Origin of the sequence: Bacillus sp. OV322, from assembly GCF_900112495.1 — a bacterium.
Taxonomy (GTDB): domain Bacteria; phylum Bacillota; class Bacilli; order Bacillales; family DSM-1321; genus Peribacillus.
Map to the genome: position 1 here is coordinate 661,632 of NZ_FOMA01000001.1, position 19,460 is coordinate 681,091.

The 19,460-nt window shown below is 43.2% G+C and carries 15 protein-coding genes; 14 read left to right on the forward strand and 1 reads right to left on the reverse strand.

What is annotated here, in order from left to right:
- Positions 1 to 108 precede the first annotated feature (108 nt).
- Complete coding sequence (locus tag BM126_RS03310) at positions 109 to 1,833, reverse strand: Rqc2 family fibronectin-binding protein (protein WP_090988087.1); 1,725 nt, start codon at positions 1,831 to 1,833, stop codon at positions 109 to 111.
- Between the two features lie 819 nt (positions 1,834 to 2,652).
- Between BM126_RS03310 and BM126_RS03315 the strand changes: the two genes are divergently transcribed.
- From BM126_RS03315 to rsgA, 14 genes are all read left to right on the forward strand, one after another.
- Positions 2,653 to 5,331, forward strand: a complete 2,679-nt coding sequence (locus BM126_RS03315; protein WP_090988089.1) for a calcium-translocating P-type ATPase, SERCA-type — start codon at positions 2,653 to 2,655, stop codon at positions 5,329 to 5,331.
- A gap of 159 nt (positions 5,332 to 5,490) precedes the next feature.
- Positions 5,491 to 6,366 (forward strand): YicC/YloC family endoribonuclease, encoded by an 876-nt coding sequence (locus BM126_RS03320; RefSeq protein ID WP_090988091.1) that lies wholly within the window; start codon positions 5,491 to 5,493, stop codon positions 6,364 to 6,366.
- A gap of 54 nt (positions 6,367 to 6,420) precedes the next feature.
- Positions 6,421 to 6,684 carry an extracellular matrix/biofilm regulator RemA gene (gene remA, locus BM126_RS03325; protein ID WP_071349446.1) on the forward strand — a complete coding sequence of 88 codons (264 nt, stop codon included), beginning with the start codon at positions 6,421 to 6,423 and terminating at the stop codon, positions 6,682 to 6,684.
- A gap of 8 nt (positions 6,685 to 6,692) precedes the next feature.
- Positions 6,693 to 7,307 (forward strand): guanylate kinase, encoded by a 615-nt coding sequence (gene gmk, locus BM126_RS03330; RefSeq protein WP_071349447.1) that lies wholly within the window; start codon positions 6,693 to 6,695, stop codon positions 7,305 to 7,307.
- Position 7,308: 1 nt separating this feature from the next.
- Entirely contained in the window at positions 7,309 to 7,515 is a 207-nt protein-coding gene (gene rpoZ, locus BM126_RS03335) for a DNA-directed RNA polymerase subunit omega (protein WP_071349448.1), read from the forward strand.
- A 251-nt stretch (positions 7,516 to 7,766) separates the two neighbouring features.
- Positions 7,767 to 8,975, forward strand: coding sequence for a bifunctional phosphopantothenoylcysteine decarboxylase/phosphopantothenate--cysteine ligase CoaBC (gene coaBC / locus BM126_RS03340; RefSeq protein ID WP_090988093.1), 1,209 nt, complete (start codon positions 7,767 to 7,769; stop codon positions 8,973 to 8,975).
- Between the two features lie 6 nt (positions 8,976 to 8,981).
- On the forward strand, positions 8,982 to 11,393 hold the full coding sequence (gene priA / locus BM126_RS03345; RefSeq protein WP_090988095.1) for a primosomal protein N': 2,412 nt from the start codon (positions 8,982 to 8,984) through the stop codon (positions 11,391 to 11,393).
- Positions 11,394 to 11,896: 503 nt separating this feature from the next.
- Positions 11,897 to 12,382: a peptide deformylase gene (gene def / locus BM126_RS03350; protein ID WP_090988096.1), complete on the forward strand. Its 486-nt coding sequence runs from the start codon at positions 11,897 to 11,899 to the stop codon at positions 12,380 to 12,382.
- A complete protein-coding gene (fmt, locus tag BM126_RS03355; RefSeq protein WP_090988098.1) occupies positions 12,379 to 13,338 on the forward strand; it encodes a methionyl-tRNA formyltransferase in 960 nt (319 codons plus the stop codon). The genes def and fmt overlap by 4 nt, the downstream gene beginning before the upstream one ends.
- Positions 13,325 to 14,674: a 16S rRNA (cytosine(967)-C(5))-methyltransferase RsmB gene (rsmB, locus tag BM126_RS03360; protein ID WP_090988100.1), complete on the forward strand. Its 1,350-nt coding sequence runs from the start codon at positions 13,325 to 13,327 to the stop codon at positions 14,672 to 14,674. Before fmt ends, rsmB begins: the two co-directional genes overlap by 14 nt.
- A complete protein-coding gene (gene rlmN, locus BM126_RS03365; protein ID WP_090988102.1) occupies positions 14,675 to 15,766 on the forward strand; it encodes a dual-specificity RNA methyltransferase RlmN in 1,092 nt (363 codons plus the stop codon).
- Positions 15,767 to 15,770: 4 nt separating this feature from the next.
- Positions 15,771 to 16,520, forward strand: coding sequence for a Stp1/IreP family PP2C-type Ser/Thr phosphatase (locus BM126_RS03370; protein WP_090988104.1), 750 nt, complete (start codon positions 15,771 to 15,773; stop codon positions 16,518 to 16,520).
- A gap of 5 nt (positions 16,521 to 16,525) precedes the next feature.
- Complete coding sequence (pknB, locus tag BM126_RS03375) at positions 16,526 to 18,556, forward strand: Stk1 family PASTA domain-containing Ser/Thr kinase (RefSeq protein WP_090988106.1); 2,031 nt, start codon at positions 16,526 to 16,528, stop codon at positions 18,554 to 18,556.
- A gap of 21 nt (positions 18,557 to 18,577) precedes the next feature.
- Positions 18,578 to 19,459 carry a ribosome small subunit-dependent GTPase A gene (gene rsgA / locus BM126_RS03380; protein WP_090988108.1) on the forward strand — a complete coding sequence of 294 codons (882 nt, stop codon included), beginning with the start codon at positions 18,578 to 18,580 and terminating at the stop codon, positions 19,457 to 19,459.
- The last annotated feature ends 1 nt before the right edge of the window (position 19,460 follow it).

Consider the following 19,460-nt stretch of genomic DNA (forward strand, 5'->3'; position numbering starts at 1 on the left):
GTGGGGCAAGCTTGTTTGTTTTTTCCAGATTTAGCGAATGGCATACTCTAGTCCAGACTTGAAAGCCATGAAGAACTTCGGTGCATGGCGGAGAAAACCATTGATGTTTTATTTTACAGAACGGTTTTCTTTTAAAGAGATGACCAGATCGGCTTGTGGTGTGACGTAAACCGTCTGCTGGTTATCATAAATGACAAAACCGGGTTTTGAGCCATTTGGTTTTTTTACATAGCGGACTTTTGTAAAATCCACCGGGACAGAACCAGAATCTTTTGCCTTGCTGAAGTAGGCCGCCAAAGCAGCTGCTTCCTTGATTGTTTGTTCGCTTGGTTCCTCGCTGCGGATGACCACATGGGAGCCAGGAATATCCTTTGTATGGAACCACAATTCATCTCTTCTGGCAAACTTATTTGTTAGATAGTCATTTTGCTTATTGTTTTTGCCGACGAATATGGGATCTCCTTCAGAAGAATAGTAGGTTTCCAGCTGCGGTTTGGTATTTGCCGGTTTTTTCATTCCTTTTCTTTGCTTCTGGCGGATGTAACCTTCTTCCTGAAGCTCTTCCCTTATTTCTTCAATATCCCGCGGAGAAGCGGATTGAAGCTGCTGATAAAGGGTTTCGAAGTAAGCAACTTCTGTTTCAGCCTTTTCAATTTGATCCAGTACGAAGCCTACTGAATTCTTTGCTTTTTGGTATCTGGAAAAGTATTTTTGCGCATTTTCAGAAGGTGATTTTTGCGGACTTAAAGGGATTTTTACCGTCTGGCTATCTTCGGTATAATAATTAACCACTTCTACTTCTTTCATGCCGCGTTTAATCTGGAATAAATTTGCTGTCAGAAGCTCGCCAAACAATTGATATTGTTCGCCGCGTTCACTATCCTTCAGTGTCTTTTGCAGCTTTCCTATTTTTTTCTGATTTTTGTCGATTTCATTTGAGATAAAACGCTCTAAATCATTCCCCTGCTGCTTGACCCTGTCCCTCTCAGCTTTTCCAAAATAATAGCGGTCCAATAGCTCGCTTAAAGTAGGAAAGGTTCGCGTATTATGCCCAATATGTTCAAGCGGAATCATATAGTACGATTCTTTATTTTCATCACTTATTAATGAAGGGGAATATTCCTGCCCTTTGAGAATATTAATTAGAGAAAAAAATGCGGCAGGAACTGTTGACCGGTTCGCTAATCCTGCGAGGCTGATCACTTCCTTTGCAAATAATGGAGAGACGCCGGCATAATGGTCAACAAGCTGGCGATCAAGCTTTCCGGCATTGAAGTCAAGCACTCTTGAAAGTTCTTCTTCATTGGAAGTAAAAGGATTGATTTTCTCCTGCGGCGGCGGAGCCAGATACGTTTGGCCCGGCAGGACAGCCCGGTAGCTGTTGACAGCGTATGATACGTGTTTAACGCTATCAAGAATCATATTTCTCTCTTGGTCAACAAGGATGATATTGCTGTGCCGTCCCATAATTTCCACAATTAATTTCTTCTGTGAAATATCGCCAAGTTCATTTCTTCCTTTCACCTCAAAAATAATGATTCTGTCCAGGCCGGACTGATAAATTTTTTCTATTGTGTACCCTTCAAGGTGCTTTCTTAAAAGCATGCAGAACATAGGCGGCTCTTTAGGATTCTCATAGCTCTCCTGTGTCACCTGAACCCTGGCATAGCTTGGATGTGCGGAGAGGAGCAGCTTATGGTTTTTCCCGCCGGCGCGGACGATAAAAACAAGTTCATTTTTATACGGCTGATTAATTTTATTGATTCTGCCGCCTGTTAAAAGTGCGGAAATTTCCTCAGTCATTGCTTTGGTAAATAAGCCATCAAAAGACATATATCATACTTCCTTTACTCTAGTACTTGCATAATAAATATAAGGTTATCTTCCATCTTAACATTGAAACGGGCAACTTTCGCTATAAGATGCTTTATTATTGCCATTTCCAAGGGGCTTTTCGCTAGATCCAGCTGCAGCGCCTAGCCTCTCGAGGTCATAAGCCACATAAGCATTGAAGGCAAAGAGCGCCTTCTATGCTTATGTGGCTGGCGCTTACGCTTTTCGGTTGTCCAGCTGCAGCGCCTAGCTCGCTGGGGCCTGCAGGATGCAGGTCATGAAGGCGTTTCTGCAGGAAGCAGAGTATTTAGCCTTCGAACATTGAAAGATGATTTGTCACCCGAAGGCAAAGAACGCCTTCGAATGCCAAATCCCTATTTGCTTAGGCCCCCAGGATGGGGGTCACAAAGACGTTGCCGCAGGACGCGGCGTTCCTAGTCTTTGATCCTATGAACAAGGCGCTTACGCTTTTCGTTATATCCAGCTACAGCGCCTAGCTCGCTATGCAAAAGATGATTTGTCCTCCGAAGGCAAAGAACGCCTTCGAATGCCAAATCCCTATTTGCTTAGGCCCCCAGGATGGGGGTCACAAAGACGTTGCCGCAGGACGCGGCGTTCCTAGTCTTTGAACCTATAAATAAGGCGCTTTCGCTTTTCTTATAATTATATCATTTTTTTGGACGAGTCTGAATATGCATGGAAGAAGAGACGTGATGGATGTTTCATTGGTTCAGTGAAGTGAAGGTGAGTTTGGATTTTATGGCTGCTAAAAGGAAACCGGCCGCCGTTTCATTCTAAGTGGAGGATGTGTGATACTGAATGAAGTTCCGGGAAATGAATGCAAAAGAAATCGAGGCTGCCCTGGGGACAAATAGGAAGCTGGGGCTGACAGATGAAGAAGTTAAAAAGAGGCAGCAGGATAAGGGTTATAACGAACTTCACGAGGGTGAAAAACAATCGGCACTTTTACTGTTCTTTGCGCAGTTTAAAGATTTTATGGTAATCGTTTTGCTTGCAGCAACCTTGATATCCGGACTGCTCGGAGAATATATCGATGCCATTGCAATTATTGCTATCGTCTTCGTAAATGGTATTTTGGGCTTTTTTCAGGAAAGAAGGGCAGAGAAATCGCTTGAAGCTTTAAAAGATATGGCTGCACCGCAGATACAGGTTCTGCGGGACGGTGAATGGAGGAAAGTCCCATCGAGAGAAGCTGTCGTCGGTGATGTTTTTAAGTTTTCCAGCGGTGACCGTATCGGGGCTGATCTGAGAATTATAGAATCTTCGAGCCTGGAGATTGAGGAATCTGCTCTAACAGGAGAATCTCTGCCTGCTGTCAAGACACATGAACCAATCGGACATGAACCTGATGGAATCGGTGATGAGGAAAATATGGCCTTTATGGGAACCATGGTTACACGGGGAAGCGGTACAGGTATTGTTATCGGAATTGGCATGAATACAGCCATGGGCAAAATTGCAGACCTCCTGCATTCCGCAGAAACGGTGGTTACTCCTTTGCAGCGCAGGTTAGAGCAGCTTGGCAAGATCTTGATCGTTACAGCCTTGTTTCTGACTCTGATTGTAGTAGTTACAGGCGTAATTCAGGGCAATAATCTTTATACTATGTTCCTTGCAGGTGTATCGCTTGCAGTTGCTGCCATTCCTGAAGGACTTCCGGCCATAGTGACAGTAGCTTTATCTCTTGGTGTGCAGCGCCTGATAAAAAAGAAGGCAATCGTGCGCAAACTGCCAGCTGTCGAAACCCTCGGCTGCGCTTCTGTCATTTGTTCGGATAAAACAGGAACCATGACCCAAAATAAAATGACTGTAACTCATTTATGGAGCGGAGGTACAACCTGGAATGTCAGCGGGACGGGATATGAGCCCCAAGGAGAATTCTTTCATGAAGGAAAAAAGATATCGCTGAAGGATGAAAAGTCATTGAGGCAATTGCTTACATTCGGCATGCTTTGCAATAACGCAGAGCTTCTTGCAAAAGATGAAAAATACATCATGGATGGTGATCCCACCGAGGGAGCACTTCTAGTTGCAGCCATGAAGGCCGGGTTAAACAGAAAACAGTTAAACGAAAAGTTCAAGATTATAAAAGAATTTCCGTTTGATTCAACGAGGAAAATGATGAGTGTTGTAGTGAGCGATGAGGCCGGCAAGCATTTCGTTGTGGCCAAAGGAGCTCCTGATGTGCTTATATCTCAATGTGAATCAGTATTATGGGATGATAAAACACAGTACCTGACAAGAGACAGTGTCCAGCAAGTTCAAAAGGCAGTTGACGGCTTGGCAGAACAAGCTCTGAGAACTATTGCTGTAGGATATAAGCCGATTTCTTCCGGCACAGTACTGCTTGACGAATCAGAAGCAGAGAAAGACCTGATTTTCATGGGCCTGCAAGGGATGATAGATCCACCGAGGCCCGAGGTAAAACAGGCCGTAAAGGAGTGCCGGGAAGCCGGCATCAGAACGGTGATGATAACAGGAGATCATGCGGCTACCGCAAAGGCGATTGCAAGACAGCTTGGGATATTACGCGGAAAGGAAAAGGTCATGGAGGGAAGGATGCTCTCGAATATGTCTATAGAAGAACTGGAAAATACGGTGGAAGACGTAGCCGTTTTTGCCAGGGTTTCTCCAGAACATAAACTGAAAATTGTTAAAGCTCTCCAAAATAAAGGCCATGTTGTCGCCATGACAGGAGATGGGGTAAATGATGCGCCTGCCATTAAGTCAGCAGACATTGGAATTTCAATGGGCATCACAGGAACAGACGTTGCAAAAGAAGCTTCGTCTCTGATTTTGCTTGACGACAACTTTGCCACCATCAAATCAGCCATTAAAGAAGGAAGAAATATCTACGAAAACATCCGTAAGTTCATCCGATACCTTCTTGCTTCAAATGTAGGAGAAATCCTGGTTATGTTTTTTGCCATGCTGTGTGCATTGCCGCTTCCCTTGATTCCTATCCAGATTCTTTGGGTGAATTTAGTGACAGATGGACTTCCTGCAATGGCATTGGGACTCGATAAGGCAGAGGGTAATGTGATGAAAAGAGGTCCGCGCAGCCAGAACGAAGGCGTTTTCGCAAGAGGGCTGGGCTGGAAAATTATTTCACGTGGATTTTTAATCGGGCTATCCACATTGATCGCCTTTATGGTTGTGTATAAAGCACACCCGGACAGGCTGCCATATGCACAGACTGTTGCTTTTACAACATTGGTACTGGCCCAGCTCATCCATGTATTTGACTGCCGCAGCGAGGTTTCCATTTTTTCAAGAAACCCATTTGGCAATCCTTATCTGGTAGGTGCAGTTCTGTCTTCACTGGTTTTGGTACTGCCTGTCATTTATTATCAGCCGCTTCAGACGATATTTCATACTGTTCCAATCGTTCCCAGAGACTGGCTATTAATTCTCGGCATGGCATCAATTCCAACTTTTTTGCTTGCTGGATCTTTTTTAGTAAGAAAAACAAAGTGAAATATGATATAATTGTCAAGGTAGTAGAGTCCGCCTCTATTACCTTTTTATTTTATAATGATTTTAATGATATGCACTCATAATAGATTGCGTTTGTTTAAGTAAAGATTTAGAGCTGACAGGATTCATTAAAACAGTCATTGAAGGATGTGCCTCCACATGGTTATCAGTATGACAGGATACGGCAGAGGCATAGCGGAAAACAGCTCTGTGAAGGTGGCAGCAGAAATAAAGACTGTGAACCATCGATTTTGCGAATATAATATCCGGATGCCGCGGCAAATTTTGGTGCTTGAAGAAAAGCTAAAGAAAAAAGCGAATGAATACATACGAAGAGGCAGGGCTGAAATCATGATTTCTATAGATGGTGCAGGCATGTCTCATAAAACGCTGGAGCTTGATTGGGGACTCGCAGAGCAATATTTTACGCTTATGGATGAGGCAAGCCGCAAATTCCAGTTAACTTCTTCAGCTTCCGCTTCTGATTTGCTTCAAATTGAAGGCATGTTTGCCATCAGGGAAACGGCACATGATCCCGATGCCATTGAACCTCTTTTAATGGATGCTTTTTCGTATGCTCTCGATGCTCTCAGCAAGATGAGGGTTCAAGAAGGAACAGCTCTTGCTAAAGATCTTGGGATGCACCTGAAGAAGTTTGCACATTGTTTGCAGAGTTTAAAGGATTACGCCCCTGCTGTTGCACAGCATTATAAAAAACGGCTGGCAGACAGGATGATGGAACTCTCAGGAAATTTAATTGAAGAAGGCAGGCTGCTGACCGAAGTGGCGATATTTTCTGACCGTTCAGACATTAATGAAGAAATTACAAGGCTTGAAAGCCACCTTGCCCAATTTTCCGGCACGCTGAATGAGAAAGAGCCGGTGGGAAGAAAGCTTGATTTTTTGGTTCAGGAAATGAATCGGGAGGTCAATACAATTGGTTCGAAATCCTCTGATGCAGCTATTGCGCAAAATGTTGTGCAATTGAAAAGTTTTCTTGAAAAAATGAAAGAACAGGTTCAAAATATCGAGTAGTTTGATTATGATAATTGTTACATGGTCACAATAGAATATGGATGGGGGACAAAAATGTCTATCAAGCTCATAAATATCGGTTTTGGAAACATTGTTTCCGCAAACCGGATTGTTTCAATCGTGAGTCCGGAATCAGCTCCGATAAAGAGAATCATACAGGATGCCCGTGACAGGGGATCTTTAATAGATGCTACATATGGAAGAAGGACAAGGGCGGTTATTATAACTGATTCTGATCATGTTATTTTATCTGCCGTTCAGCCAGAGACAGTTGCAGCCCGTCTTCATGACCGGGATGACAGCGTGGAAGAGGGGTAAATAAAGAAATGAGAGAAAAAGGGTTACTGATTGTTTTATCTGGTCCTTCGGGAGTTGGAAAAGGAACTGTGCGAAAAGAAATTTTTTCACAGCCGGATACTGCCTTTGAATATTCAATTTCAATGACAACAAGGCTTCCTCGTGAAGGGGAAGTGGACGGAATTGATTATTTCTTTAAGACAAGGGAGGAATTTGAGGCCCTGCTGGATCAAGGGAAGCTTTTGGAGTATGCTGAGTTTGTGGGCAATTATTACGGCACCCCTGTTGATTATGTAAGAGAAACTCTGGATGCCGGAAAAGATGTTTTCCTGGAAATTGAAGTACAGGGAGCAAGGCAGGTTCGGGAAAAATTCCCTGAGGGCTTGTTCATTTTCCTTGCACCGCCAAGTTTGTCGGAACTCAAAAACCGCATAGTCACCCGCGGAACAGAGTCAGATGATCTGATACACCGCAGAATGACTGCTGCGAAGGAAGAAATTGAGTTAATGGACTTATATGATTATGTAGTGGAAAATGATCAAGTAGAGCTTGCGTGCAATCGTATCAATGCTATTGTTATTGCTGAACATTGCCGCAGGGAAAGAGTTTCATTACGATATAAAAAAATGCTGGAGGCTGAATAATATGTTATATCCATCTATCGATTCATTACTGCAAAAAATTGATTCAAAATACTCCCTGGTTTCTGTGGCTGCTAAACGTGCAAGGGTCATGCAGATCAAGAATGACTGCAAGATTGAAAAGCCGGTGAGCTTTAAGCCAGTTGGCAAAGCGCTGGAAGAAATCCATACTGGCGAACTTACTTACAAAAATCAGTATGAAGAGCAATAATTAATTAACTGATTTATTTCCGAATATAGTCGTTTTTATTCATTTTAGAGGGTTTGACACCGGATACTAATTGAATTGAAGCTTTGAGAAAAGGTTTCCTTCAATTTTGGCCGGCTGTCTGCCCTTTTCATTTGCAGAAATAAGGCAGGACCCAGCAAAAAAAGAGTCAGATGCCTTAACCGCTAATACGTGATTTTTTTGCCGGGTTCCTTCATAATGAAGGAAAAAAGAGAGTAGTTGGGGGATATTAGATGCTTACAGATAAGAAAATTCTCTTGTGTGTTACAGGAGGCATTGCCGTATTTAAGGCAGCTGCTTTAACTAGTAAACTTACTCAGGCAGGTGCAAAGGTGAAGGTCATTATGAGTGAATCAGCATGCAAGTTTGTTGCCCCGCTGACCTTCCTGGCTCTGTCGAGAAATGATGTGTTTACAGATACATTTGACGAGAAAAATCCTGAAGTTATTGCACATATTGATCTCGCTGACTGGGCGGATCTCATTGTTGTGGCTCCTGCTACGGCAAATATAATCGGAAAGCTTGCAAACGGAATTGCTGATGATATGGTAACGACAACAATTTTGGCTTCAAACTCTCCTGTTTGGATTGCTCCTGCCATGAATGTAAATATGTATAGCAAACCTGCTGTACAAAAAAATATATTACAGCTTCATGATTATGGATTCCGGTTTATCGAACCCTCCGAAGGCTATCTTGCCTGCGGATATGTTGGAAAGGGCAGACTTGAGGAACCGGAAAAAATTATCAGCAATATCGAAAAGCATTTCAATCCGGTAAAAAACAGTAAACCCCTCAGCGGGAAAAAGTTTATCATTACCGCTGGCCCCACAAGGGAACATATTGATCCGGTCCGGTATCTTACAAATCAGTCGTCCGGAAAGATGGGGTATGCCCTTGCAGAGCAGGCAATTGAAATGGGAGCGGAGGTCTTGCTGATTTCCGGCCCGGTTTCCCTGTCTCCTCCCGCTGGTGTAAGCTTTATTTCTGTCGAATCTGCTGAAAATATGTACCAGGAAGTCATGCACGCATTTAAGGATTGTGACGCTGTCATAAAAACAGCAGCTGTAGCGGATTACACACCGGAAGAGTATCATGGGCAAAAAATGAAAAAACAGACTGGCGAGCATGTCCTTAGGCTGAAACGGACCAGAGATATCCTGCAGGAATTAGGCAGGGAAAAGTCTGGACAAATTCTGATAGGCTTTGCCGCTGAAACAGAAAATGTAGAAAATTATGCGCGCGGTAAACTGGAAAGAAAAAATGCAGACATGATTATTGCCAATAATGTATCCCTAGATGGAGCAGGATTTGGAACGGATACAAATATTATCACCATATATAAAAAAGATGGGACAAGCTTGGAGCTCCCTAAAATGAGCAAAAGGGATGCGGCCTTAAATATTCTTAACGAAGCTGTCCATCTGCTCAAAAAGGACTGATGATTCATGAATATAGCCTCGGTTATCGTTGATGTTCCTGCTAAACAGACAGACAGGGAATTCGATTACCGGATTCCTGATAAATGGATAGATGCAATCAGGCCAGGGATGAGGGTTATTGTCCCTTTTGGCCCGCGGATGGTCCAGGGGTTCGTTACTGCCCTAAAATCCGCCAGTGAGTTTGGGAAGCTGAGGGAAATAAAAGAACCTATGGATCTTGAGCCTGTTTTGAATGAAGAACTTCTGGGTCTTGGAGATTGGCTTACGGAGGAAACAATGTGCTTTAAGATATCTGCCCTGCAATCCATGCTTCCTGCAGCAATGAAAGCAAAGTATGAAAAAGTGCTCCAGGCTCCTCCAGGCAAACAAGAAACTCTGCATCCTGCCATCAAGCAATTGCTTGATCGAAACGGCTCTATAGAATGGAATGAAGCATTAAACAGCAATCATATGGCATTGCTCCAGGGAGAAGTCCAAAAAGGAAATCTGGAGCTGGTTTACCATGTGAAAAACAGGACTAATAAAAAAACGGCCCGTTATATCGAGCCGCTTCTTTCTCCTGAAGAGCTGGAGGAATTTGATAAAACGCTATCGCAGAATTCAAAAAAACAGCGGGCTGTTGTCAGGTTTTTCATCAGCAGCCCTGGAAAGATCAGCTTAAAGGAGCTTACGGAAAAAACGAATGCCTCCACAAGTACCATTAAGGCGCTTGAGGATAAGAAAATCCTTGCTGAAACAGAAGAGGAAATTTACCGCAATCCTTATCAAGACAGGGTATTCGAAAGAACAAAGCCTTTTGACCTGACAGACGAACAAGCAGTAGCGCTAAAGCCGGTGGTCTCGGCTATCGAAGCTGAAAAACATGAAGTATTCCTTTTGTATGGCGTGACTGGAAGCGGCAAAACGGAAATTTATCTCCAGGCTATTGATTCGGTTTTGCAAAAAGGAAAAGAAGCAATTATGCTTGTTCCTGAAATATCCCTGACTCCTCAAACAGTCAAACGTTTTAAGGAACGTTTCGGAGAACAGGTGGCCGTCATGCACAGCGGGCTGTCTGCGGGTGAAAAATATGACGAGTGGAGAAAAATCCACCGCAAGGAAGTAAAGGTTGTTGTTGGAGCACGTTCTGCTGTTTTTGCTCCATTTGAAAATTTGGGGATTATCATAATTGATGAGGAGCATGAATCAAGCTATAAACAGGAAGAAACTCCAAGATACCATGCCAGGGATGCTGCAATTGAAAGGGCTCTTTCCCATAAGTGCCCGGTTATCTTAGGAAGTGCGACTCCTGCACTGGAATCCTTTGCACGGGGGCAAAAAGGTGTGTACACCCTTTTGACTCTAACTAAGAGGATGAACAATCATGCCATGCCTTCTGTCCAGATTGTGGATATGAGAGAAGAACTCCGTTCAGGAAACAGATCTATGTTTTCAGAAATCCTTTTTGAGAAGATGAAAGATCGTGTGGAAAAGGGAGAACAAATGGTACTGCTCTTAAATAAAAGGGGCCACTCTTCCTTTGTGATGTGCCGGAGCTGCGGTATCGTACTGAACTGCCCGAACTGCGACATATCGCTGACCTATCACCGCTTTAATGACTCCCTTAAGTGCCACTACTGCGGACATGAAGAAGGCATGCCGTCTATTTGTCCAGAATGCTCAAGCGACCATATCCGATTTTTTGGTACAGGCACCCAAAAGGTGGAGGAGGAGCTGGTAAAGCTTTTACCCCAAGCGAAGGTTATCCGGATGGATGTTGATACAACAAGCAGAAAAGGGTCACATGAGCGCCTGCTTACGGCATTTGGAGAGGGAAAGGCAGATATCCTCCTCGGAACGCAAATGATTGCCAAGGGGCTCGATTTTCCCAATATTACTCTTGTGGGTGTGCTCTCGGCAGATACCATGCTTCATTTGCCGGATTTCCGTTCTTCTGAAAAAACGTTCCAGCTGCTGACCCAGGTTAGCGGCAGAGCAGGACGGCATGAATTAGAAGGGGAAGTTATCATTCAGACCTACACTCCTGAACACTACAGCATTGAATTATCAGGTACTCAGAATTATGATGCTTTCTATGAACGGGAAATGATGATCAGGAGACAAAATCATTATCCGCCATATTACTATGTAGCACTTGTTACGGTTTCTCATGAGGATTTAATGAAAGCCGTGTCCACTACCGAAAAAATCACAAAGTATCTAAGTTCAGGCTTGAGCAGCAAATCCATCATACTTGGTCCGGTAGCGTCACCAATTACCCGGATTAACAATAGATATCGTTATCAATGTCTGATAAAATACAAAAGGGAACCGATGCTGCCCAAGCTCATGAGAACCATTCTGGAGCACTACCAGCAGGAAACATCTCAGCATCACCTTCAAATTTCAATTGACTTAAAACCTCAAATCATGATGTAAACAGAACGAACTAAAAAATATACATGAATGCCATTCTTTAGTCCGGCCCATTATAATAATAATTAAAGCCTTCCTGAAAAACGGTCATCAGGAAGGCTTTTCTTTTGGCAAAATGCGTGTACCTTCATCGTTTGGAATGGGGGTCACGAAGACATTGCCGCAGGCCGAGGCGAGGCGTTCTTAGTCTTTGTTCCCCTAAACAGGCACTTGCGCTTTTTAATCCAGCTTCAGTGCCCAGCCTCTCGAGGTCATAATTCACGAAAGAATTGAAGTCAAAGAGCGCCTTCTATTCTTCCGCGCCTTATGCTGGTCAAGGCTAAACAGGCACTTGCGCTTTTTGGGGATGAAGATTTTTGTTTTTTAGCTTATAATGGTTTCTAGTTGTTGAGACTTCAGTTTCCTGCCGGCTGCCTGGTTTGTTTACGGAAGCCGGCTGATTAATTAATAGGGTTGTTTTTAAGCGGAGAACGTGTGCCGTTTTTATATAGGAGGTTTATTTTATATTGGCTATATTACCGATTGTTATGTTTCCGGATAAAATTCTGGAACAAAAATGTGATAAAGTTACGAATTTTGACCGAAATTTGGCCAAGCTGCTAAATAATATGCACGAAACGATGATTGAAGCTGATGGCGTGGGGCTGGCTGCTCCGCAAATCGGCTTGAGGAAAATGATTGCTGTAGTCGAGATTGATGACGAATCAGGTGTAATAGAATTAATCAACCCTGTTATTGTTGAACAGGACGGAGAACAAACGGGACCTGAAGGATGCCTTAGTTTCCCTGATATTTATGGAGAAGTGAAACGAGCTTACAAAATAAAGGTTCAGGCACAGGACAGAAAAGGCCATCACTACGAAATCGAAGCAGAGGATTTTCTGGCAAGGGCAATCCAGCATGAAATAGACCATTTAAATGGCATTTTATTTACAAGCAAAATTACACATTATTTAACACAAGAAGAATTGGAAGGATATGAAGAAGAATGACAAAAATTGTTTTTATGGGAACGCCTGATTTTTCGGTGCCAGTCCTTCAGCGGCTCATCACGGATGGATATGAAGTCATCGGGGTTGTCACCCAGCCTGACCGCCCTGTGGGAAGAAAAAGGGTGCTTACACCGCCGCCGGTCAAAATCGAAGCAGAAAAACACGGAATCCCTGTATTTCAGCCGGAAAAAATCCGCGTGAAAGAAGAGTTGGATAAAATAATCTCATTAAAACCGGATTTAGTCGTTACAGCGGCTTTTGGACAGATTCTTCCTAATGAACTTCTTGATTCTCCGACATTAGGCTGCATCAATGTGCATGCCTCACTGCTTCCGGAACTAAGAGGAGGAGCTCCAATTCATTACGCAATCCTCCAGGGAAAAGAAAAAACCGGCATAACGATCATGTATATGGCGGAAAAATTGGATGCCGGAGATATTCTGACCAAAGCTGTAGTGGATATAGAGGAAAATGATAATGTAGGGACTCTGCATGAAAAGCTAAGTGCTGCAGGAGCTGATTTATTATCTGAAACCATTCCTAAACTCATCAAGGGTGAATTGTCCCCAATTAAACAAAATGATGAGGAGGCTACATTTGCACCAAATATAAAGCGTGCTGATGAGAAAATAAAATGGGATCATTCAGGTGAAGATATTTATAATCAAATTCGCGGGTTGAATCCTTGGCCGATCTCTTACACTTTGATGAACGGGGAAGTTTTAAAAATCTGGGAAGCGGCAAAACTGCATACTGACAAAGAAAAACCTCCAGGTGAAATTATTTCAATTGAAGATAATGGGATTTTAGTAGCAACCGGAAATAAGACTGCCGTATTAATCACGGAGCTGCAGCCGTCCGGGAAGAAAAGAATGAGTGCAAAAGATTACTTGCGCGGTGCCGGTTCGTTTATTACAGCCGGATTGAAGTTAGGAGAAGAGAATGAGTCAAAATAAGAAAAATGTCCGAGAAATAGCATTGGATGTTATAGAATCAGTTGAAAAAAATCAGGCATACAGTAACTTATTGCTGAACACTGTCATTAATAAAAATAAGCTGTCCCAAGCAGACAGCGCACTGCTTACGGAAATTGCTTATGGCACCATACAAAGGAAAATGACACTGGATTATTATTTGCAGCCGTTTATCAAGAACCAAAAGAAAACACTTTCCTGGGTCATCAATCTTCTGAGGCTGTCGTTGTATCAAACCATCTACCTAGACAAAGTCCCTGATCATGCGATTATTTTCGAAGCTGTAGAAATTGCCAAGAAGCGCGGCCATAAGGGGATTTCCTCTATGGTAAATGGAGTACTGAGAAACATTCAGCGAAATGGCGTTCCTTCATTGGAAGATATTGAAGACGAAGCAAAAAAGATATCCATATCAACAAGCACCCCCGAGTGGCTTGTTGAACGCTGGATTGGACAGCTTGGGAAAGAAAGAACCGAAGAAATGTGCGAGCTGAACCTGATACCGCCAGTACAGACAGCAAGGGTAAATACGAAAAAAATTACCAGGGATGAGCTGATCAGCGCATTAACAGAGGAAGGGTTTCAAGTCGAGAAAAGTACCATCATACCTGAAGCAATACATTCCCTTAGCGGAAATCTTGCTCATTCGGAAAGCTATTCAATGGGTCTTCTTTCCATTCAGGATGAAAGCTCCATGATGGCTGCATATGCACTGGGAGCCAGCGGCAATGATATGGTTCTTGATTGCTGTGCGGCACCTGGAGGCAAAACGACTCATATTGCAGAAGGTTTGTCGACTGGGCAGGTTACTGCTCTTGATCTTCATGAACATAAAGTGAAGCTGATTAAAGAACAATCGGAACGGCTGGGTCTAAGGAATATTAAAGTTTTGGCATATGACAGCAGGAAAGTGCAGGAAGTTTTTAATAAGGAAGGATTTGACCGGATCCTTGTAGATGCCCCGTGTTCAGGACTTGGCGTCATGCGCAGAAAGCCTGATGTAAAGTATACAAAATCAAAAGATGATATAATGAGACTGTCCGTCATTCAGCAAAATCTTCTCGAGGCAGCTGCACCGCTCCTCAAAAAGGGAGGAAGGCTGATTTACAGCACATGCACAGTAGACAGGGAAGAAAATGATGAAGTCGCAGAAGCGTTTTTGGCGGCTAATCCCGATTTTGAAATGGATACGGAATTGAAGGACAGAATGCCGGATGGAATTAAACCATTCGCAGTTAATCATAAAATCCAGGTCTTGCCTCAGGATTTTGGCGGCGATGGCTTTTTCATTGCCAGCTTTAGAAAGAAGGTACAGTAAATGGCAGAAGTGTTAACAGTAAGAAATAAAAAAGAAAAATCTCAGGAGAAGCCTTCCATCTATTCACTCGAGCTGCATCAGTTAAGGGAGTGGCTTTCAGATAACGGCGAAAAGCCATTCAGGGCAGAACAGGTATATGACTGGCTATACAAAAAAAGAGTCGGAAGCTTTGAAGAAATGTCCAATTTAAATAAAGGGCTTCGCGACAAATTAGAGGACAGCTTTTCCATAACAACTCTAAATACATTAATACAGCAAACATCAAACGATGGCACAATCAAGTTTTTATTCGAACTCCATGACGGGTATTCCATTGAAACAGTTTTAATGCGCCATGAATATGGTAATTCAGTTTGTGTCACTACACAGGTAGGGTGCCGTATTGGCTGTACATTCTGTGCTTCCACGCTTGGAGGATTAAAACGGAATCTTGAAGCAGGAGAAATCGTCGCACAAGTCGTAAAAGTACAGCAGGCGCTCGATGAAACTGGCGAAAGAGTAAGTTCTGTCGTTATAATGGGTATAGGTGAACCATTTGACAATTATGACCATATGCTTTCATTCCTTAAAAATATTAATCACGAAAAAGGATTGAATATTGGTGCCCGCCATATCACGGTTTCAACGAGCGGAATCATCCCGAAAATTTATAAGTTTGCGGATGAAGAAATGCAGATAAACTTTGCCATTTCCCTGCATGCCCCAAATTCAGAGCTTAGAAGCAAGCTTATGCCGATCAACCGTGCCTATAAGCTTCCAGATCTTATCGAAGCTGTGAAATATTATACAGAAAAGACAGGCAGAAGAATCAGCTTTGAATATGGCCTGTTTGGCGGTGAAAATGATCAGGTAGAGCATGCAGAAGAGCTTGCAAGGCTGATTAAAGGCATTAAGTGCCATGTGAATTTAATTCCGGTTAACTATGTGCCGGAACGCAACTATGTGAGAACACCTCGGGAACAAATTTTCCTTTTTGAAAAAACGCTGAAAAACCATGGTGTCAACGTTACGATCCGCAGGGAACAAGGCTCGGATATTGACGCTGCATGCGGCCAGCTTCGGGCTAAGGAGCGAAAAGAAGAGACGAGGTGAACCTATGAAGGCAATATTTATGACAGACAGAGGAAAGGTCCGCCAGCATAATGAAGATAATGGCGGTATCTTTCTTAATCCGCAAGGCGTCCGCCTTGCCATCGTTGCAGATGGCATGGGCGGCCACCGTGCCGGTGATGTTGCCAGTGAAATGACGATAGATTATATGAGCAAAAGCTGGTCGCAGTCTGTTGACATTCTATCTCCGGATGATGCAGAGGAATGGTTTCGCGACCACATAGTCAAAGTGAACAAACTGCTGTTTGAGCATTCGGAAAAGAACACAGAATGCCAGGGTATGGGGACAACCATTGTTGCTGCCATATGTACGGAGGCTTTTATTACGATTGCCAATATAGGTGACAGCAGATGTTATTTATTTGACGGAAGCGAATTCAAGCAGGTTACTGAAGATCATTCTTTAGTTAATGAACTTGTCCGGTCTGGGCAGATTTCGAGGGAAGATGCAGAGCATCATCCGCGGAAGAATGTTTTATTGCGCGCTTTGGGAACAGAGTTATATGTGGAGATTGATATAGCGACCATTTACATGGATCGGGGCAGCTTGCTTTTATTATGCTCTGACGGCCTGTCCAATAAACTAAATGCAGATGATATGAAGAATATTGTGCTGAGAGAAAAGCAGCTCCAGGATAAAGCGGGTTCTTTGATCGGCCAGGCCAATCAAAATGGCGGAGAAGACAATATCACCCTAGTGCTTGTTGAATTTTCGAATGAAAGCGAAAGCGGGTGAGTGGGATGCTGATCGGTAAAAGAATTAATGGCCGCTACAAGCTGTTGGATATGGTTGGCGGCGGAGGAATGGCCAATGTGTACCTTGCAAGGGATATGATCCTTGAACGCGAGGTGGCATTAAAAATTCTGCGCATGGATTTTAACAATGATGAAGAATTCATCAAACGTTTTAATCGTGAAGCCCAATCCGCAACTAGCCTTGCCCACCCTAATATTGTGAGCATATATGACGTCGGGGAAGAAGACGATATCTATTATATCGTGATGGAATATGTTAATGGCCTCACATTAAAGCAATACATACAAAAGCATTATCCTGTTCCGATAAGAAAAGCGCTGGATATTATGAAACAAATTACAGCAGCCATTTCACATGCCCATCATAACGGAATTATCCACAGGGATATTAAGCCGCAAAACATTCTTATTGATGAACAGGGAACCGTGAAGATCACGGACTTTGGCATAGCCATGGCACTCAGTTCCACAAATATTACCCAGACAAATGCTGTTCTGGGATCCGTCCATTACCTTTCTCCAGAACAGGCACGAGGAGGAATGGCTAATAAAAAGTCAGATATTTACTCGCTTGGGATTGTTATGTTTGAACTTCTGACAGGAAGGCTGCCGTTTTCCGGGGAGTCGGCTGTTTCTATTGCCCTTAAACATCTTCAGTCAGAAACCCCGTCGCCAAAGCGCTGGAATCCGGCAATCCCGCAAAGCGTAGAAAATATTATTCTGAAAGCTACTGCCAAGGACTCTTATTACCGCTATGAAAGTGTAGATGCGTTGGAAGAGGATATCAGAACTGCACTTGACCCTGAAAGGCAGAATGAAAAGCCCTTCATCATTCCAATGGATGATGATGCTACCAAAGCCATCCCGATCATAACCCAAGACAGTATTTCCAATTATGATGAAACTATTGTCAGAGGACACGAGAAGTCTGCAGATCCTGTTGATAAACAGGCAGGAGCCGAGGAACCAGAGCCCGTGGTGAAACCGGATGGAAAAAAGCTTAACAACAAGAAGAAAAAGAAAACCAAAACCAAAACCAAGAAAAGACGGAAAAGGCTGCCTATTATTCTAGTCACTACTTTTGTGGTATTAGCCTTGCTCGGAGTAATGGCCCTTACAGTATTCCCTAACCTGTTTGCTGCAAAAGAAATTAAGATTCCAAGTGTTAAAAATGAAAATCTTGATGATGCAATGACTCTTTTGCTCGATAAGGGATTGGCAATAGGAGAAACTATAAAGCTTGAAGATGAAGATGTTCCAGATGGAAAGGTGATCAAAACAGATCCGGCAGAAGGCCAGGTAGTCAAAGAAGGAACCGAAGTGAATATCTACCAAAGTATTGGCAGGGAAAAGACCGATGTCGCGGATTATAGGGATATGGATATCGATGATGTAAGATCCAGCCTTAAAAAGTTGGGTATCAAAAATATAAACATCACAGAAGAATATGATGACAGCGATGCGGGTACCATCCTTTCGCAATATCCTGGAGCAGGATTGAAAATTGTGCCTTCTGATACAGTATTTGATTTTACAGTAAGCAAGGGCCCGGAAAAAGTAACTTTAAGAGATTTAACAAAGTACAGTAAAGCGAGCCTGGATGATTATGAAGCAGAAACGGGAATTACCATCGATTCAGATAAAGCAGAGTATAATGATGCCATTTCTGAAGGTCTGGTCATATCTCAGTCCCCTTCTGCCGGCACGGAGATTAAAAAAGGCAGCACGGTCAGTGTCATACTTTCAAAAGGGGCAAAGGAACCGCCGCCTAAAACGGTCAGCAAAGAAGTTTCTATCGACTATGAACCAGATACCGAAGGGAAATCCCAGCTGGTGAAAATTTATATAAGTGACCTGACAAGAACCATGAAGGAGCCGGCAGATAGCTTTACAATCACCAGTCCTGACAAAAGAAAAATTGAGCTTACAATCCCTTTTAACGATAAAGCGGAAATCAAAGTAATGAGAGACGATCAGGTCATCATGGACGAGCAGGTGCCATATCCGGAAGATTGACTTTAAAAAAGGAGTGAGGCTATGCCGGAGGGCAAAATTATAAAAGCACTAAGCGGTTTTTACTATGTGCTGGACGGCGGGAATGTGATTCAATGCCGCGGCAGGGGAGTATTCCGTCTGAATAAAGTGACTCCGCTTGTTGGCGACTCAGTTGTATATCAGGCTGAAAATCCAACGGACGGCTATATTTTAGAAGTGAAAGACCGGAAAAATGAGCTGGTCCGGCCGCCGATTGCCAATATAGATCAGGCTATCCTTGTATTTTCTGCGGTCGAACCTGACTTCAGCACGGCCCTGCTGGACCGTTTTTTGGCTTTGATAGAAGATAATGAAGTTGAGCCGATAATCTGTATCAGCAAAATGGACTTGCTGCAGGAGTCCAAGGTAAAAGAAATTGAAAAATATATCGCCGATTATAAAAAAACTGGATATGCAGTGATCACCACTTCTTCAAAAACAAACGAAGGGATTGAAAAGCTGCAGCCGTATTTACAGGGTAAAACCAGTGTTTTTGCAGGGCAGTCCGGCGTAGGGAAATCATCCTTGCTTAATGCCATGAAGCCCGAACTCAAACTCAAGACAAATGATATCTCCTCACATCTTGGCCGGGGAAAGCACACAACCCGGCATGTTGAACTGATCCATGTAGGTTCTGGACTTGTGGCGGATACGCCCGGCTTCAGTTCGCTTGATTTTTTGGAGATGGAGGCTGAAAGGCTTTCATATTGTTTTCCTGAAATCTATCAGACAGGCGAGCGCTGCAAGTTCCGCGGATGCCTTCATGACAAAGAACCAAAGTGTGCAGTAAAAGAAGCTGTAGAAATCGGAGAAATACCTCAATACAGGTACAATCATTATCTGCAGTTTTTAGAAGAAATAAAAGACAGAAAGCCGAGGTACTAAA

Bases quoted from the DNA above. Each gene is read 5' to 3' on its own strand.
- BM126_RS03310 (WP_090988087.1), bottom strand. From the start codon at position 1,833: ATGTCTTTTGATGGCTTATTTACCAAAGCAATGACTGAGGAAATTTCC.
- BM126_RS03315 (WP_090988089.1), top strand. From the start codon at position 2,653: ATGAAGTTCCGGGAAATGAATGCAAAAGAAATCGAGGCTGCCCTGGGG.
- BM126_RS03320 (WP_090988091.1), top strand. From the start codon at position 5,491: ATGGTTATCAGTATGACAGGATACGGCAGAGGCATAGCGGAAAACAGC.
- remA (WP_071349446.1), top strand. From the start codon at position 6,421: ATGTCTATCAAGCTCATAAATATCGGTTTTGGAAACATTGTTTCCGCA.
- gmk (WP_071349447.1), top strand. From the start codon at position 6,693: ATGAGAGAAAAAGGGTTACTGATTGTTTTATCTGGTCCTTCGGGAGTT.
- rpoZ (WP_071349448.1), top strand. From the start codon at position 7,309: ATGTTATATCCATCTATCGATTCATTACTGCAAAAAATTGATTCAAAA.
- coaBC (WP_090988093.1), top strand. From the start codon at position 7,767: ATGCTTACAGATAAGAAAATTCTCTTGTGTGTTACAGGAGGCATTGCC.
- priA (WP_090988095.1), top strand. From the start codon at position 8,982: ATGAATATAGCCTCGGTTATCGTTGATGTTCCTGCTAAACAGACAGAC.
- fmt (WP_090988098.1), top strand. From the start codon at position 12,379: ATGACAAAAATTGTTTTTATGGGAACGCCTGATTTTTCGGTGCCAGTC.
- rsmB (WP_090988100.1), top strand. From the start codon at position 13,325: ATGAGTCAAAATAAGAAAAATGTCCGAGAAATAGCATTGGATGTTATA.
- rlmN (WP_090988102.1), top strand. From the start codon at position 14,675: ATGGCAGAAGTGTTAACAGTAAGAAATAAAAAAGAAAAATCTCAGGAG.
- BM126_RS03370 (WP_090988104.1), top strand. From the start codon at position 15,771: ATGAAGGCAATATTTATGACAGACAGAGGAAAGGTCCGCCAGCATAAT.
- pknB (WP_090988106.1), top strand. From the start codon at position 16,526: ATGCTGATCGGTAAAAGAATTAATGGCCGCTACAAGCTGTTGGATATG.
- rsgA (WP_090988108.1), top strand. From the start codon at position 18,578: ATGCCGGAGGGCAAAATTATAAAAGCACTAAGCGGTTTTTACTATGTG.